Origin of the sequence: Psychrobacter sp. DM4 (genome assembly GCF_051307035.1) — a bacterium.
In the GTDB taxonomy this organism is placed as follows: Bacteria; Pseudomonadota; Gammaproteobacteria; order Pseudomonadales; family Moraxellaceae; genus Psychrobacter.
Genome location: NZ_CP195536.1, coordinates 795097 through 813017 on the forward strand (window position 1 = coordinate 795097; position 17921 = coordinate 813017).

Annotated in this window: 16 protein-coding genes; all 16 read left to right on the plus strand. The window is 37.9% G+C overall.

Annotation, left to right across the window (positions count from 1 at the left end):
- The 16 genes from ACR64G_RS03565 to pseI all read left to right on the plus strand — a co-directional run bounded on the left by ACR64G_RS03565 (position 1) and on the right by pseI (position 17909).
- Complete coding sequence (locus ACR64G_RS03565) at positions 1-432, plus strand: low molecular weight protein-tyrosine-phosphatase (RefSeq protein ID WP_435980154.1); 432 nt, start codon at positions 1-3, stop codon at positions 430-432.
- Positions 433-494: 62 nt separating this feature from the next.
- Positions 495-2699 carry a polysaccharide biosynthesis tyrosine autokinase gene (locus ACR64G_RS03570; protein WP_435980155.1) on the plus strand — a complete coding sequence of 735 codons (2205 nt, stop codon included), beginning with the start codon at positions 495-497 and terminating at the stop codon, positions 2697-2699.
- Positions 2700-2804: 105 nt separating this feature from the next.
- Positions 2805-4082, plus strand: coding sequence for a Vi polysaccharide biosynthesis UDP-N-acetylglucosamine C-6 dehydrogenase TviB (gene tviB, locus ACR64G_RS03575; RefSeq protein WP_435980156.1), 1278 nt, complete (start codon positions 2805-2807; stop codon positions 4080-4082).
- Positions 4083-4107: 25 nt separating this feature from the next.
- Positions 4108-5136, plus strand: coding sequence for an NAD-dependent epimerase/dehydratase family protein (locus ACR64G_RS03580; protein ID WP_435980157.1), 1029 nt, complete (start codon positions 4108-4110; stop codon positions 5134-5136).
- A 17-nt stretch (positions 5137-5153) separates the two neighbouring features.
- The gene (locus ACR64G_RS03585; protein ID WP_435980158.1) at positions 5154-6953 is read left to right on the plus strand and encodes an ABC transporter ATP-binding protein; all 1800 of its coding nucleotides are present in this window, start codon (positions 5154-5156) and stop codon (positions 6951-6953) included.
- Between the two features lies 1 nt (position 6954).
- Positions 6955-8565, plus strand: coding sequence for an aldolase catalytic domain-containing protein (locus ACR64G_RS03590; protein WP_435980159.1), 1611 nt, complete (start codon positions 6955-6957; stop codon positions 8563-8565).
- The gene (locus ACR64G_RS03595) at positions 8562-9254 is read left to right on the plus strand and encodes a cytidylyltransferase domain-containing protein (RefSeq protein WP_435980160.1); all 693 of its coding nucleotides are present in this window, start codon (positions 8562-8564) and stop codon (positions 9252-9254) included. Before ACR64G_RS03590 ends, ACR64G_RS03595 begins: the two co-directional genes overlap by 4 nt.
- Entirely contained in the window at positions 9251-9928 is a 678-nt protein-coding gene (locus tag ACR64G_RS03600; RefSeq protein WP_435980161.1) for an HAD family hydrolase, read from the plus strand. The genes ACR64G_RS03595 and ACR64G_RS03600 overlap by 4 nt, the downstream gene beginning before the upstream one ends.
- A gap of 134 nt (positions 9929-10062) precedes the next feature.
- Positions 10063-11280: a polysialyltransferase family glycosyltransferase gene (locus tag ACR64G_RS03605; RefSeq protein ID WP_435980162.1), complete on the plus strand. Its 1218-nt coding sequence runs from the start codon at positions 10063-10065 to the stop codon at positions 11278-11280.
- A 48-nt stretch (positions 11281-11328) separates the two neighbouring features.
- A complete protein-coding gene (locus ACR64G_RS03610; RefSeq protein WP_435980163.1) occupies positions 11329-12276 on the plus strand; it encodes a phytanoyl-CoA dioxygenase family protein in 948 nt (315 codons plus the stop codon).
- Between the two features lie 8 nt (positions 12277-12284).
- Positions 12285-13283, plus strand: a complete 999-nt coding sequence (gene pseB / locus ACR64G_RS03615; RefSeq protein WP_435980164.1) for a UDP-N-acetylglucosamine 4,6-dehydratase (inverting) — start codon at positions 12285-12287, stop codon at positions 13281-13283.
- On the plus strand, positions 13284-14441 hold the full coding sequence (gene pseC, locus ACR64G_RS03620) for a UDP-4-amino-4,6-dideoxy-N-acetyl-beta-L-altrosamine transaminase (protein ID WP_435980165.1): 1158 nt from the start codon (positions 13284-13286) through the stop codon (positions 14439-14441).
- Positions 14438-15124: a pseudaminic acid cytidylyltransferase gene (gene pseF, locus ACR64G_RS03625; protein WP_435980166.1), complete on the plus strand. Its 687-nt coding sequence runs from the start codon at positions 14438-14440 to the stop codon at positions 15122-15124. The genes pseC and pseF overlap by 4 nt, the downstream gene beginning before the upstream one ends.
- Positions 15121-16224, plus strand: coding sequence for a UDP-2,4-diacetamido-2,4,6-trideoxy-beta-L-altropyranose hydrolase (gene pseG / locus ACR64G_RS03630; RefSeq protein WP_435980167.1), 1104 nt, complete (start codon positions 15121-15123; stop codon positions 16222-16224). The genes pseF and pseG overlap by 4 nt, the downstream gene beginning before the upstream one ends.
- The gene (locus ACR64G_RS03635; protein ID WP_435980168.1) at positions 16214-16858 is read left to right on the plus strand and encodes a formyltransferase family protein; all 645 of its coding nucleotides are present in this window, start codon (positions 16214-16216) and stop codon (positions 16856-16858) included. The genes pseG and ACR64G_RS03635 overlap by 11 nt, the downstream gene beginning before the upstream one ends.
- Positions 16851-17909 carry a pseudaminic acid synthase gene (pseI, locus tag ACR64G_RS03640; RefSeq protein ID WP_435980169.1) on the plus strand — a complete coding sequence of 353 codons (1059 nt, stop codon included), beginning with the start codon at positions 16851-16853 and terminating at the stop codon, positions 17907-17909. Before ACR64G_RS03635 ends, pseI begins: the two co-directional genes overlap by 8 nt.
- Positions 17910-17921 lie beyond the last annotated feature (12 nt).

Here is a 17921-nt window from a genome sequence, read left to right on the forward strand (position 1 = left end):
ATGAGCTTTAATAACATCTTGGTGGTTTGTGTAGGCAACATATGCCGTAGTCCGATAGCAGAAGCGCTACTGCAAGAAAAGTACCCTGACAAACATATAGAGTCTGCAGGTCTTGGTGCACTAGTTGGGAATCCAGTTGATCCCAACTCGCAAGAAGTTATGGCACCCTACAATATAGATATGTCGAATCACGTTGCCAAGCAAATTGATGAAAACTTGGTAATGAGAGCAGATTTAATATTTACAATGTCTGACGGTCAGACGAAATGGATAGAAGAGCGTTGGCCACATTGTCGAGGCAAGACCTTTAAGATAGGTCATTGGAATGATCAAGACATCGCTGACCCTTATCGACATGATATCTCTTTATTTGAGACAGCGAGACAGGATATTGTCGATAGCATAGAACCTTGGATTAACAAGATTAGTTGAAGAACCATAATAACCAACTTATTACTGTTAAAAAACTAACTTAAAATGACGAATATATAGTTATGACTTCAGATTCAAAGAACCTATCGAGACCTGCTACAGATGATACCAGCGATGTAAATATACTGGTTCTTTTGTTTTCTATATTGCGTGGTTGGAAGACAATACTATTTTTTGCGTTATTAGGGCTACTCATAGGTGTGCTATATAGCCGCTATGAAACGACTACATTCCAATCAGATGCTCTTATTCAGATCGAAAGTAGCTCAGGAGGGATCTCAGCATTGGGGTCTGGTATCTCCGATTTAGTCCCTTCAGAATCTAGTCCTGCACAGACAGAAGCTGAGCTGATAAAGTCACGTATGGTACTGAAACCTGTAGTTGACTTACTTAATCTTTCGATACGTTTAAATGATCCAACTGTAACTGCGATCGATAAAATTCAAAGCAATCGTACTTATTCTCAAGAAAACCTCCCTACCTATGTGCTATTAGAAACCAGTGATGGTCAAGCTCAAGTAAGCCAGTTTGATGTATCAGAGGACTACCTTGATACGCTATTTACTTTGGTGAGCTCTGATAACGGCTTTACTTTGACTAGTGGTTTTGACACTTTCAAAGGTCAATTAAATAAGTCTAATCGCTTCAATGGTACTCAAGGTTTAATTGAGATTACAGTCAATGAGTTACCTAGTGATGATCGTCCTATCAGTATCACTAAGCAGTCGCTTCAAAACACTACAAATGCGATCAATAGTGCTTTAACTGTAGCGGAAGTCGGTAATCAGACTGGTATCATTGAACTAAAAATGGTTGGGTCGAACCAAGATCAGATTAGTCGAGTTTTACGACAAATTGTATTGTCTTATATGGATCAGAACAACTCTCGTGGCTCAGAAGAGACGACCAAAACTTTAGATTTTATGGAAACTCAAATCCCAGATTTGAGGAAAGAGCTTGAGGACTCTGAAGCTGCTTTCAATAAGTTCCGTACTGAGAATGGTACTATCGATATTGAACAAGAAGCATCAATCTTAGTAGCTGAGAATGCTCGAATTGATAGCCAGTTAAGTGAGCTCAGACTAAAAAAAGCAGATTTGACAACATACTATACTGATGAACATCCATTAGTTATACAAGTTGACGATCAAATTGCAGAGTTACAAAGCAGAATCCAAGAAGTTGATACTAGAATAGAAGGACTTCCTGAAATACAAAGAGAGTTCTTACAACTATCTGAAGACGTTAGTATCAACAGAGAAATTTATTTAGCGTTACTCAAAAACTATCAACAACTCCAGATCGTAAAGGCAGGTCAAGTAGGATTTGCGCGCATTATTGATTTGCCAATTAATACTTACCGTGCTATAGCGCCGAAAAAATCGCTGATTGTCTTAATTGCTACACTAACGGGATTATTACTCGGTATTATGGCAGTTTTGCTTAAAAACATGCTTAGAAGTGTGGTCAAAGATCCTGATCGTTTGGAGTCAAAAACAGGTGTACCTGTGATAGCTACTATTCCACGGTCACCATTATTGGCCAGATTAAACAAAAGTAAAAAATCGGCCAGTAGATTGCTTGCTCATAATGATGTTAATAGTCTTAGTTATGAAGCTATCAAAAGTCTACGAACTAGCCTGATGTTCGGTATGCCATCCGAGAGCAAATCTGGACATCGTGCGAAGGTTATACTCATTACTGGTGAGAGTCCAGGAGTCGGTAAGTCATTTATATCATCGAACTTAGCTGAGGTGTTCTCTCAGCTAAATAAAAAGATACTAGTTATTGATGCTGACATGCGTTTGGGTGAGCTACACAAAGTATTTAATATGACGCAGGATAATGGACTGGCAGATTACTTTCAGCAAGAGGGTCAGAATCTAGTTGATGTTGTTCATCCGACTAGCTTAGACGGTGTAGACTTTATACCTAGAGGAAAAAAACCTCATAATCCAGCATCTCTACTATCTAGTGACAAGTTTAGTGGTTTAATGACAGAAGTCAGTGCACATTATGATTACATTGTTATAGACTCGCCGCCTGTACTCGCCGCCTCCGATGCAATGATACTAGCGCAATATGCTGACAAAGTACTGATGGTGACTAGATTCGATAAGTCTATAGAAGGACAGCTAGTATATGCAGTTAAGCAACTTAATAAAGCTAATGTAAATGTTGATGGCCTAATCCTTAACGATGTAAAACAAGGTTTAATTGGCAAATACAGTTACCATTATAATTATGCATATGGTAATACTAAGTAAAAAGCGTATACCATCGCAATCTAGTCAGAAACTTGATATATAAATAGATATTTTTATATTTATATTTTTTAACTTTTTTTAATTTCAAGATTAGTTGGGTAAACTATGTTTGATATAAATAATATAAAAATAGCAGTCATTGGTCTTGGTTATGTTGGTTTGCCGTTAGCCGTTGAATTTGGTAAGCAGTATCCAGTGATTGGTTTTGATATCAATGCAAGTCGTATTGCATCATTACAGGCAGGCAAAGATCATACGTTAGAGGTTAGTACAGAAGAGCTCTCTCAAGCGAAACATCTAAGCTATAGCTCAGATATTCAATCACTAAAAGACTGTAATTTCTTTATTGTGACGGTTCCGACTCCTATCGATGACTATAAGCAGCCAGATCTCACACCTTTGATCAAAGCATCAGAAGCTATTGGTGGCTTGCTTAAGTCCAACGATATCGTAGTCTATGAATCAACAGTCTATCCTGGAGCAACAGAAGAGGTCTGCATCCCTGTATTAGAAAAAGTATCAGGCCTTACCTTTAACCAGGACTTTTATGCAGGCTACAGTCCAGAGCGTATTAACCCAGGCGACAAAGAACATCGAGTAACTAATATACTTAAAGTGACGGCAGGCTCGACGCCACAAGTTGCTGATTTTGTGGATAAAGTATATAACTTGATTATTACCGCTGGTACACATAAAGCGCCCAGTATTAAAGTAGCGGAAGCGGCAAAAGTTATCGAGAATACACAAAGAGACGTTAACATTGCTCTCATTAATGAGCTAGCGGTTATCTTTAATAAGATGGACATAGATACCGAAGCAGTATTGACCGCTGCGGGCACTAAATGGAACTTTTTACCCTTTCGTCCAGGTTTAGTGGGTGGTCACTGTATTGGCGTAGATCCGTATTATCTAACCCATAAAGCTCAAGCTATCGGCTATAACCCTGAGATTATATTAGCAGGACGTCGCCTAAATGATAGTATGGGTGAGTATGTCGTCACTCAATTAGTCAAGACGATGATTAAGAAACGCATTCAGGTCGAAGGCGCTAGAGTGCTCATATTAGGACTAAGTTTTAAAGAAAACTGTCCTGATGTGCGTAATACAAAGGTCATCGATATTGTCCATGAGTTAGAAGAGTACAATATCGAAGTCGATGTCTATGATCCTTGGATAGACAGTGGCGAAGCTGAGCGCGAATATAATATTACCCCAGTTAAAATGCCCTCGTCCAATCATTACGATGGTATTATCCTTGCAGTCGCTCATAGTGAATTCGTTGATATGGGTGTTGAGCGTATTAGAAACTTTGGCAAAGACAGTCATGTTCTCTATGATTTAAAGTACGTCTTTGATAAAGACAAAACTGATATACGTCTATAAACATCTACAGTCATACGGAAAAACTATGATATCGACAACTTACGATGAAGTTAAAGAAAAAATAACTGCTGAGCCAAAAACATGGTTAGTCACTGGAGTAGCCGGTTTTATAGGTTCTAATTTACTCGAGACCTTGTTACTACTGAATCAAAAAGTTGTTGGTCTAGATAACTTTGCTACTGGCTTTCAGCATAACTTAGATGAAGTGCAGTCGCTAGTTAGCACAGAGCAGTGGACAAGGTTTAATTTCATAGAAGGTGATATTCGTCAATTAGAGGACTGCCAAGCAGCTTGTGTGGGCGTAGATTATGTCTTACATCAAGCGGCGTTAGGTTCAGTACCACGCTCCATTGCTAATCCTATCGCTACTAATGACACTAATATTTCTGGTTTTTTGAATATGCTTGTTGCAGCTCGCGATGCTGAGGTTACAAGCTTCACTTATGCCGCTAGTAGTTCAACCTATGGCGATCACCCTGCACTACCCAAAGTAGAGGACACTATTGGCAATCCATTGTCCCCTTATGCGGTGACCAAATATGTTAACGAGCTATATGCAGATGTATTTGCCCGTACCTATAGCTTCAATACTATAGGGCTGCGTTATTTTAATATTTTTGGTAAACGTCAAACTCCTGACGGGGCTTATGCCGCAGTGATACCTAAATGGACAGCTGCTATGATTAACGGTGATGAAGTATTTATTAACGGTGATGGTGATACTAGTCGTGACTTCAACTTTATCGAAAATGCAGTACAAGCTAATATATTAGCCGCGACTGCCGCTGACGAGGCCAAAAACGAAGTCTATAACGTCGCAGTTGGTGGTCGTACCACACTTAATACTTTATTTAATGCCCTGAAAGAGACACTTGGTAACAACAGTGTCAAATATAGTAAAGAAGCTATTCATAGAGACTTTAGGGAAGGGGATGTTCGTCACAGTCAGGCGGATATCAGCAAGATTCAAACGTTGCTAGGCTATGACCCTCAATTCAATATTGTTCAAGGTATTGAGAAAGCTATGCCTTGGTATGTTGAGTTTTTAGGTTGATTATATAGTGAACTTATATGTTTAAAGTAATTAGGCAGCTTTTTTCATTGCTTTCAGATAAGCAAGTAAAGCAGTTTTACGTGTTGCAAGTGCTTGTCGTCATAATGGCGTTTACCGAATTGTTAGGCATCGCTTCTATAGCTCCATTTATGGCTTTAGTAGGAGACATCAGTCTGATAGAAGGGACAGGCGTTTTTGCTAAATTGTACCAAATAACTGGTTTAACAGATCCAACAGATTTTCTATTTTACACAGGTATAGCAGTTCTACTAGCTCTGACTATATCTACTTTAGTTTCTATGTATACTACTTGGCAGCTTTCTCTTTATGGTGCAAGTGTAGGAACTGAAATTGCTGATCGTCTCTATTCGTATTATATGCGAGAAGATTGGCAATTTCATGCAAGTGGTAGCAGTGCTCAGCTAACCAAACAAGTATCTACTGAAGCTATGCGTATAACAGCTGGAATCATACAACCACTAATGCGTATGAATTCCAAAATAGTTTTAGCAGCTATCATAGCTATAAGTATTATTATCTATAATCCCGTCACAGCTATAATAGGACTGTTGATTTTTGTGATAGCCTATGTTCTATTATTTAAGATAGTGCGCAAAACGTTAGTCAATAATGGGAAAAAACTATCACAAGTTTCAACTGATCGTTTTAGACTAATGAATGAAGGATTTGGTGGTATTAAGGATGTACTATTATTAGATCGTAGCTATGATTTTACTAAACGTTTTGAAGAGAGTGGTAGGATATACTCTCGTGCTTTAGGTGTGAATACAGCACTTGGCGCTGTACCACGTTATTTCATGGAGCTAATAGCTTTTGGATCCATGATAGGCTTGGTCTTGTTATTAATAAAACTACATGAAGGTAATTTAGGTCAAGTGTTACCTATATTAGCTGTGTATGCATTGGCAGCTTTTAAATTATTGCCAGCTCTACAGCAAGTATATACGAGTTTGGCACAAATCAAAGGTAACATAGCCGCATTTGAAGCAGTCAAGGAGGATTTAACAAAATCTTTTAATAGCCTTAAGTCTACTGAAAATAAGACAGAACCACTACGTACACAGCTAAAGAATAACATTACTCTAAATAATATTCAGTTTAGCTATCCTGGAAAAGCGATACCAGCTGTAAATGGCGTAAGTATGACTATTCCAGCTAACGGTGTCGTCGGTCTGGTTGGGTCTTCTGGCTCTGGAAAATCGACTTTAATAGATTTGTTGCTAGGGCTGCTTACGCCTCAAAGCGGTGAGTTGTATGTGGATGACACACTTATTACGACTGATAACAAGCGCGCATGGCAAGATACGTTAGGCTTTGTACCGCAAAGTATCTTTTTGAGTGAAGGATCGATTGCTGAGAATATTGCTTTCGGTTTACCTATTGAAGATATTAATTTGGATCAAGTTTATAAGACGCTTAAACTTGCTCATCTTACAGAACTAGTCGAACAGCTTCCTGATGGCGTCAATACTAAAGTAGGTGAACGAGGAGTGCAGCTATCAGGTGGTCAACGTCAACGCATTGGTATTGCACGTGCTCTATACCATGAGGCAGATGTCTTGGTATTTGATGAGGCTACTAGTGCATTGGATGGCATTACAGAAAAAGTAATCATGGATGCTATACATGAGTTCAGCGGTGAAAAAACAATAATTATGATCGCGCATCGATTAAAGACAGTGCAAAAATGTGACATCATTTATATCATGGAACATGGTAAAGTAATTGACCAAGGTACTTACAAGCAACTTTTAAACAACAACCCTAAATTTAAAAAAATGGCGGAGCATGCTTAATATGAATACTTTACTACTGGATTGTACTCTTCGAGATGGGGGTTATTATAATTCTTGGGACTTTTCATCTGAGCTTATCAATGACTATCTTATTGCAATGCAGTCAGCAGGTATCAACATTGTAGAGCTAGGTCTAAGATCACTGCAAAACAAAGGTTTCAAAGGTGCTTGTGCTTTCACAACTGATGATTTTTTACGTAGTTTGCCGCTACCAGATGATTTGATCATTGGTGTGATGGTTAATGGAAGTGAATTAGTGGGTGATATCCAGCAAAATGTGGTATTGGAGCAGTTGTTTCCAGTTCCATCCGAACAGTCACCAGTAGATTTAGTACGTATTGCATGTCATGTGTATGAATTTGAAAAGGCACTACCAGCCGTCACATGGTTAAAAGAAAAAGGTTACAAAGTCGGCTTCAATTTGATGCAAATAGCGGATTGTTCAGAACAAGAAGTAAAAAAATTAGCACGTTCGGCAGCCAGCTATCCTATGGATGTTTTATACTTTGCTGACAGTATGGGTGGTATGCAACCTGATCAAGCGGCTCAAATTATTGGTTGGCTTCGTAGTGAATGGTCGGGTGCGTTGGGTATTCATACCCATGACAATCAAGGTTTAGCACTGTCGAATACTCTGCGAGCTATTAATGAAGGTGTTACCTGGGTAGATGCTACAGTAACTGGCATGGGCCGTGGGCCAGGAAATGCACTGACCGAACAGGTTGCTATAGAAGTAGCTGCTTATCGTAAACAACCATTAAACTTAGTACCTTTAATGACACTAATTCGTAAATATTTTGGACCAATGAAAGAAGAGTGTGGTTGGGGTAGTAATCCCTATTACTATCTTTCTGGAAAATATAATATCCATCCTAGTTATATTCAAGAGATGTTGAGTGACTCTCGCTACGATGAAGAAGATTTACTAGCAGTGATTGAGCATTTACGTGTTGAGGGTGGTAAGAAATTTAGCCTTAATACCTTAGATGCTGCTCGTCATTTTTATCATGGTAAGCCGCAAGGTACATGGTCACCAACTAGTCTGTTTGTCGATCGAGATGTCTTACTGCTAGGTACAGGACCAGGTGTCGCTAAGCATCGTACTGTGCTAGAGCGCTATATTCGCAAGGAAAAACCTTTAGTACTAGCATTGAATACTCAGAGTGAGATCGATGCTGAACTCATTGATTTGCGTGTAGCTTGTCATCCAGTACGTTTGTTAGCAGACTGTGAAGCTCATACTAAATTATCTCAACCATTAATCACACCATATTCGATGTTACCTAAAGATGTACAGCAAGCATTAGCAAATAAAGAGGTTCTAGACTTTGGTTTGAACGTGCAGGCTGATACTTTCGAGTTCAATGAAACTTACTGTACTACGCCAACATCCTTGGTAATGGCTTATGCCTTCGCAATAGCTACGGGTGGTAAAGCTAAGAGACTATTACTAGCTGGGTTTGATGGGTATGAAGGTGAGGATCCACGTAATTTTGAAATGAATAAAGTCGTAAAGACATACACCAATAACGGTAATACAATTCCATTGATTGCGATCCTACCTTCTCGTTATGATGTGAGTATTCAAAGCGTTTACGGAGTAGTTAAATGACAGGAAAGATAACAGCTTTTCTGCCATGTAGAGCTGGCAGTGAGCGAGTACCACATAAAAATATTAAGCCCTTTTGTAACTACAATTTTGGTCTGATCGAAATTAAGCTAAAACAGCTTGATAGTGTAGAAGGAATTGATGAGATTGTACTCTCAACTAACGATTATGATATTTTAGAGTATGCCAACACTCTTAAAATAGAAAAATTAAGAGTACATAAAAGAAACGAACAATTATCATCGAGTCAAACCAGTACAGATCAGTTAGTGAATCATGCGTTACATCTGATACCACAAGGTAATATTTTATGGACACATGTTACCTCTCCTTTTATTACGAATAAGCATTATGATGAAATTATCAGCTGCTATAAAAATAAAAAGGAAGATGGTTATGATTCATTAATGACAGTGACTGAATTGTATAGTTTTTTATGGCAGGATGGAAAACCACTAAACTATGATAGAAGTTTAGAGAAATGGCCAAGAACTCAAACAATTAAACCCGTCAATGAAGTAAACAGTGCTGTTTTTCTAGCGTCTAGTGAAGTATATAAAAAAAATAATGATCGAATTGGCAGTAATCCATATTTATACAAATTGAATAAAATTATTAGTCATGATATAGATTGGCCAGAAGACTTCGTTATTGCTGAGTGTATGGTGGAAAAAGGGGTAGTTAGCTTATGAAGAAAAACTTATTAAGCTATCAGACTTTTGTTTTCGACTGTGATGGAGTGATATTGAACTCCAATAAAATTAAAACAGAAGCTTTTTATCATTCAGCTTTAGCTTACGGTGAAACAGCGGCACAAGCATTAGTTAAATACCATATTGCAAATGGTGGCATATCACGCTATAAGAAATTTGCTTATTTTTTAGATGAGATAGTTCCTACTTTAGTTTCAAAGGTATCTGAACCAAGCTTACATGAGCTATTAGAACGTTATACTGAGATAGTATTACATGGACTATTAGCCTGTGAAGTGGTAGAAGGGCTTGAAGAATTACGTAGCAAAACGTCTGATGCTAAGTGGTTGATAGTTTCTGGTGGTGACCAAGCCGAACTGCGTTATGTTTTTAATGAAAGAGGGCTAGCGAAGTATTTCGATGGTGGTATATTTGGCAGCCCTAATAATAAAGATGAAATCCTTGAGCGTGAAATAGAAAACAGTAATATAGAGCATCCTGCTTTGTTTTTAGGTGATAGTAAGTATGATTATTTAGCTTCAGCAGGTGTTGGAATAGATTTTGTATTTTTAACGAGATGGACGGAAGTTGAAGATTATAAAGAATGGTGTGATATTTTTAATTTGACGAGTTTGCCAAATATTAATGAACTAAATAAATTAAAGTCAGACTAATAAATCTTAATATCTCTTTAATTATAAAGAGAGAAAACTATTAAGTATTTTACTTCTTAAGATCAGTTGCAATTTTTTGTATTTGTAAGCAAGTTTTCCACAGTCGATTTTGGTTTTTTTTAGGTTATGATTGCATGAAAAATTTTTTAGTTTATATAAACAATTCAGAAGGAGAGTTAGATTGGATCGCTCCTTTCGTACTGTACGAAGTTATGAGAGGTATAAAGTTTAGCTTTTACTTAGACAATGTTGGAAACGACCATACAGAAAAGTCTGAAATTTTAGAAAAGTATGGACTGGACAGTAATAATCTAATAAATAATGATATTCTTTTCGATAGGTTTGATACTTTTTTTTATAAAGTTGTCAATAAGCTTAGTTATATTGCCTCAGGCAATAACAAATTTAATTATACTTTTCCTGGCAGTAAAAGGCGCAACGATTTTTTCTACTTCCTTTTAAGACCATACCTTTTTATAAAAAAGTCCTGCTATCGAAAAAAAATCGAGGAGTTTGATGTAATATTTAGAGACTATAATTTGAAGCCTTCGCTAGCACTATCTTACTATCTGAGCACTAATAAAGATGCTTGTGTCGTTGTTTACCCTCACGCTATTGGTATTCAACCTAATACCAATAATAGGTTACCACCAGTTAAGGTAAAATGCGATTTATGGTTAGAAAATACTGAACTTTCTCTTCATGCCAAAGACGTCTATAAGAAAGAATTCTTTGTGTCTGGTCCTCCCGCATTGTCTGATGCAAGAGACAATTCCCTGTTTAAAAGTGATTCTAAAAACATCTTAATACTAACTAGGAATTGCAACGAGGAGTATGGATTTAATCTTGATGATGCACTACTATCGTTCGAACAGCTACTCAATAGTTTATCAAAATTAGGATTTAATATTGTAATAAAACACCATCCTAGAGATATCAATATTAGAAGATGGAGAGAAATTCAAGACAAGTATGAACGAATAGAAGAGTTTGAAGATAGTTTGTCAAATCTAAATATTGTATTAAGAGTTTGTTTGACACTTTTCAGTACTGCAGGTATATACGTTTTAGCAAAAGGCGTACCTGTAATAGACTATTCTCCTTATAAAAGTTTTTCCGACTGTAAAAAAGTTTTACCCTTTCACTTTGATAGTAAGGATTTAAAAGTAGTCACACATCAACTTTGTTCTTTAGGAATTTATGAACAAGAGCAAAGTATACTAAAAATTATAGAAATTATTTCAGATAAAAACCAGTTAGCTAATATGTCAGATTCTCAGAAGAAAAAATTATACACCTACTATCCTACTAATGCTAATGAGGTAATTAGTAGTAAGTTAAGAGAAATTTAGCATTTATAGTCACATTGGTCGATCAATAAAATAAATACAGGTGAATATATGAGATTTATTTTCTTAAATCATAGAGTTATTTTAAATAAGAGTGAGCTTTATATATCAAAAGTTAACAAAGCTGATTTGATTCAAAAAGATATAAATTATGTAGATAAAGACAATATTAAAAAAATTATAGAGAATGGAGAGTCTTTTTATAAAAATAAGTTATCTGATATTTCTTTAAACCCAGATGATAAAGATTTAGAATCTATAACTGTAAGTAAATTAGAAAGAGATGGTATTGTTGTTGTACCCAACTATTTAGATGTATCTGAGGTAGATGAGTTATGCAAACTTATTGATAATGAGTCTGAAAAATATTTATTTAAACTGGGTTCTAACAAATCTTACGAAAACAGCTCAGTAATTATTCAGAAAGGTTTAGTAGTTAAAAAAAGCTTTAATGAGCTTGTTTCCAGTGATAAACCAGTAATTAATATTAGATCTGGCGCAGATGAGGGCATGGTTGATATCTTTAATGTCGACAGGCTAATGCTAGATAAGTCAAGTTTAGGTGTCATGGGCAAAATTATAAATGATGTATTTATAAATAATTTTTTGAGTTCACTACCACAGAAAATGAAAATAGAAAATGTCAATTTTTATGCCAATAATGGGATAACTTCTACCAGAGGCTTCCACACAGATTCATTTTCGAAACACATAAAAATTTTTATATATCTTACGGACGTACTGAGCTTTGATAATGGACCTTACACCTTTATTAAAGGATCTCATCTAGATACTCCTTATCGTCGTATTAATAGACATATATCAAAAGCCTTGAAAGCAGAAACTGAATCACCAATTGTTCCTTTTGAAAATGTATACCCTGTATTAGCTCCTAAGGGCTCTTTAGTTATATCTGATCAATCTGGCTTTCACCGAGGTTTTCCACAAACAGCTAATGGTAGTAGAAGAGCCTTAGTAATCAATTGTATTTGCATATAGGAATAAAAATGTTAAGTAATAGCACTATTTTGATCACTGGCGGTACAGGCTCGTTCGGTAATACCTTTGTACCAATGACATTAGCAAAATATAATCCTAAAAAAATTATTATCTTCTCACGAGATGAGATGAAGCAATGGGAAATGGCTAAAAAGTTCGTTGGTGATGATCGTGTGCGATTCTTCATTGGTGATGTCCGTGATAAAGATCGTTTATACCGTGCACTAGATGGTGTTGATTATGTCGTACATGCTGCAGCAACTAAAATTGTTCCTACAGCGGAATACAATCCTTTTGAATGTATTAAGACCAACATAAATGGTGCCATGAATCTTATCGATGCCTGCATTGATAAAGGTGTAAAAGGCGTCGTTGCATTATCTACGGATAAAGCCAGCAGTCCTATCAACCTTTATGGCGCTACAAAGCTAGCTTCTGATAAGTTGTTTGTTGCGGCAAACTCTTATTCTGGAGAGCATGGTTCTAAATTCTCAGTCGTACGCTATGGCAACGTTATGGGTTCTCGTGGTTCAGTCATTCCATTTTTCATGTCTATTAAAGATAGCGGAGTATTGCCTATTACTGATGATAGAATGACGCGCTTTATGATCTCATTAGAAGACGGTGTTGACTTGGTTTGGCATGCTTTTGAAGATATGATTGGCGGTGAGATCTATGTCAAAAAAATCCCGTCAATGAAAATGACTGACTTGGCTCGCGTCGTTGCTCCAGAAGCAAAACAAGAGGTCATCGGTATCCGCCCAGGTGAGAAGCTACATGAGCAGATGATTAGTGCTGAAGATGCTTACTACACTTATGAGTATCCAGATCATTTCAAAATCTTACCTACTATTAATGAGTGGGCAACAGACCCTGCACGAATCAAGGATGGTAAGCGGGTTCCTGAAGGGTTTGAATATGCGAGTAATAATAATCCTGAATGGATGAGTGATGATGATCTGCAAGAGTGGATTGATATCAACCGCGATAAAATTGGGAGTATTTAAATGATTCCTTATGGCCGTCAAGATATCAGTCAGCAAGACATTGACGCTGTTATTAATGTTCTAAAATCAGACTTTCTGACTCAAGGACCTCAAGTTGGTGCTTTTGAGCAAGCAGTAATAGATGCTTGCGGAGCCAAATATGCATCTGCGGTCAATAGTGCAACATCAGCGCTTCACATCGGTTGTCTTGCATTGGGTCTGGGAGAGGGTGATTGGCTTTGGACGACACCTAATACTTTTGTGGCATCAGCGAACTGCGGGCTGTATTGCGGGGCGAAAGTCGACTTCGTCGATATCGATCCTCAGACTTATAATATGTGTGCAAAAGAGCTTGAAGAAAAGCTAATACGCGCTGAACAGTCTGGCAAGCTCCCCAAAATAGTCGTGCCTGTACATTTTAGTGGTCAGCCTTGCGATATGGAAGCGATCCATAATTTATCGAAAAAGTACGGTTTCAAAATTATTGAAGATGCCTCTCATGCTATCGGTGGTAAATACAAAGGCGAGCCTATTGGGAATTGTCGCTATAGTGACATTACTGTATTTAGCTTTCATCCGGTCAAGATAGTGACGACCGCTGAAGGCGGAATGGCAATGACCAATAGCTCGGAGCTAGCCACAAAGCTAGAGCTACTACGTAGTCATGGCATCACTCGTGACACTAGTTTGATGACTAAGACTGCTGATGGTCCTTGGTACTATGAACAGATTAACTTAGGTCTGAATTATAGAATGACGGACTTACAAGCGGCATTAGGCGTGTCTCAGATGCAACGACTAGATAGCTTTGTTACCAAGCGTCATGAGTTAGCACAGCGTTATAATGAGCTACTCAAAGACTTACCGGTGACTTTACCTTGGCAGCATGATGATAGCTATTCAGGTCTACATTTATATGTGATTCGCTTGCAATTGGATAAGATCGATAAAACTCACCTTGAGGTTTTTGAAGGAATGCGCGCTGCAGGTATCTTAGTGAATTTGCACTATATTCCTGTCCATATGCAGCCTTATTATCAAGAATTAGGCTTTGAAGTCGGTCAGTTTCCTCAAGCAGAACAGTATTATAAAGAAGCCATTAGTATTCCGATGTTTCCGACAATGACTGATGAGCAGCAAAATGAGGTCGTTGCTAAGTTAAAAGAGCTATTGATATGAAAATTGCTGTCATTCCAGCGCGTGGTGGTAGTAAGCGTATACCTCGCAAGAATATCAAAGAGTTTTGCGGTAAGCCGATGATTGCATATTCTATTGAGGCTGCGCTGCAGTCTGGTTGCTTTGATAAAGTCATCGTTTCGACAGATGATACAGAGATTGCTGAAGTGGCTAGACGCTATGGCGCAGAAGTGCCGTTCATCAGACCAGCAGAGCTATCTAATGACTATGCAGGTACGATTCCTGTCGTACGTCATGCAGTTGAATGGTGTATGCAGCAAGGTGTTGATCCACAGCTGGTATGCTGTTTATATGCTACTGCTCCTTTTGTGACGCCTAAATATCTACAACAAGGTCTTCAGCAAATTATCGAACAAGATGCTGATTATGCTTTTACGGTCACTAGCTATGCTTTTCCTATTCAAAGAGCCATCAAGATTTCTCCGCAATTAGGAATTGAGATGTTTGATTCAAATAACTTTAATACTCGCTCACAAGATTTGGAAGAAGCTTGGCATGACGCAGGTCAGTTTTACTGGGGTAAAGCAGAGGCATGGTTATCTGAAAAAATAATCTTTGGGCCTGAGTCTACCCCAGTTATTTTGCCAAGACATCGAGTACAAGATATAGATACCTTTGAAGATTGGGATAGGGCTGAATGGTTATTTAAGGCTATGCAAGTATGAAAGCAGTCTTTCGCTGTGATGCATCAATACAAATAGGTACTGGGCATGTCATGCGTTGTCTCACCTTAGCTGATGCCTTGAGATCAGAAGGTGTAGAGAGTTATTTTATTTGTCGTGAGCATGTAGGGCATTTGCTTGAGCTTATTGCGCAGCGGGGTTATCAGTCGTACAGCTTACCTTATACAGACCAAGCACAAGAATCAGATGAAGATGTTCTAGAACATGCCAGCTGGTTAGGTGCGACGCAAAAAGAGGATGCTAAACGCTGCGGCGAGATACTGCAAACATTACAGCCTGACTGGTTAATCGTTGATCACTATGCGCTAGATATATCTTGGGAAAGCGCTATGCGCTCATACTGTCAGAAAATTATGGTGATCGATGACTTAGCAGATCGCTATCATGATTGTGATATTTTACTTGATCAAACCTATGGTTGTGATAGAGATAATTATGCTATATGGGTTCCTGAGAACTGCTTAGTATTATGCGGTACTAATTATGCTCTGCTCCGACCAGAGTTTGCACAGTGGCGCGAGTATAGTCTTGATCGTCGCAAAACTGGTTGCTTAGACTATCTGCTTATCAATTTAGGCGGAGTCGATAAAGATAATATGACGACAGAAATACTTAAAGGACTGCAAGAGAGCACTTTGCCTGAACACTGCAAAATAACAGTAATTATGGGTTCAACTGCCCCTTGGATCAAAAGTGTGAAAGATCAAGCAAGCCTAATGCGATGGCAAACTGAGATTAAAACTGGCGTAAGCAATATAGCCGAGATAATGTCAAATAGTGACTTAGCTATAGGTGCGGCTGGTTCTACTTCGTGGGAACGGTGCTGTTTAGGACTACCAACGATTATGCTGGTTTTAGCTGAAAACCAAAAAACTATTGCTAATTCCTTAGAGATCGTTAGTGCTGCATCTGTATTACCATTAAATTATATTAAAATAGGAAAGTTTTCGTTAGGGTTCGATAAAGAATTAGACTCACTTTCATTAGTTACAATGAGCTTATCGGCTCGCAGTATTTGTGACGGCTTAGGTGTATATCGTGTTATTGAAGCCCTTAAACAAAGAGGTAGTAATGAATATTAGTTTTCTATGCAGCGACCAATTTCATCCTGTAAATGAATACATTAATAAATGGATAGAACAGCACTTTAGTGAACATCATATTGAGCTTGTTAGTAGTAAAAGCGAACTATCTGGTGGTGATTTACTATTTTTGATCTCTTGTTCAGAAATAATAAATAGTGAAGATCGGAGTTCTTATAAAGCATGCTTAGTAATACATGCAAGTGATTTACCATTGGGTAGAGGTTGGAGTCCTCATATTTGGCAGATCTTAGAAGGTAAGAATGATATTACTATTAGTTTGTTAGAGGCTGAAGATAAAGTTGATAGCGGTCGTATTTGGAAGAAGCTAAACTTGAAAATATCGAGACATGCGCTTTGGAATGAAATAAATGAAAAGTTATTTGAAAAAGAGATAGAGCTGATTGATTTTGCCGTAAGTAATTTTGATAGTGTAATACCAGAACCACAAGACTTTAATCTGAAACCTACCTATTATCCTAAAAGGACACCAGCTGATAGCAAAATTGATGCGCTTAAAAGTATAGCTAGTCAATTTGACAGTATTAGAGTTTGCGACCCACATAGATTCCCTGCATTTTTTGAAATGGAAGGAAAAAAATATAAGATTATTTTGGAGAGAATTAATGACTAGTTTTATTAATATTGATGGTCGTAAAATTGGTAGTGAGTTTGCACCATATATTATTGCTGAAATGTCAGCTAACCATAATGGTGACTTAGATGTTGCTCTACGAATTATAAAAGAAGCAAAAGCAGCAGGCGCTGACGCACTAAAAATACAAACTTATCGTCCAGACACCATAACTCTCAAATCAGACCTTCCTGATTTTCAGATTACGGATGGTTTATGGGCTGGACGTACTTTATATGATTTATATGAGTGGGCGCATACTCCTTGGGAGTGGCATAAACCCTTGTTTGACTATGCGCGCGAATTAGATATTACTATCTTTAGCTCACCGTTTGATAATACAGCGGTGGATCTATTGGAGGACTTAAATGCTCCTGCCTATAAGATTGCTTCTTTTGAAGCGGTCGATTTACCCTTGATCAAATATGTAGCAAGCACGGGCAAGCCTATGATCATATCTACTGGTATGGCTGACGCGGAAGAGATTCAAGAAGCTATCAATGCTGCTAGATCCGGTGGCTGTAAAGAATTGGCTGTTTTGCATTGTGTCAGTGGCTACCCTGCGCCTAGTGAGGATTATAATCTACGCACGATTCCTAATATGATGGAGCGTTTTGGCTTAGTCACAGGCTTATCAGATCATACTTTGGATAACACGACTGCTATTGCCTCAGTAGTATTAGGTGCATCGATTATTGAAAAGCACTTTACGCTCGATCGCAATGCTAATGGTCCTGATGATAGCTTTTCTCTAGAACCTGCAGACTTAACGGCGCTTTGCCGAGATAGTAAAACTGCTTGGGCAGCGCTTGGTCAAGTAGATTACGGGCGCAAAGCTAGCGAACAGGGTAATGTGCAGTTTCGTCGTTCGCTATATTTTGTGAAAGACTTGAAAGCTGGGGATGTTATCACTGAAGATGCAGTACGCAGTGTGCGTCCTGGATTTGGATTGGCGCCTAAGTTTTTGGATGGGGTTGTTGGTGGTATAGCTAAACAAAATATTAGTAAAAATACTGCTGTTAGTCGTAATCTAATAAAACAGTTTATCTGAGTTATTATTAGT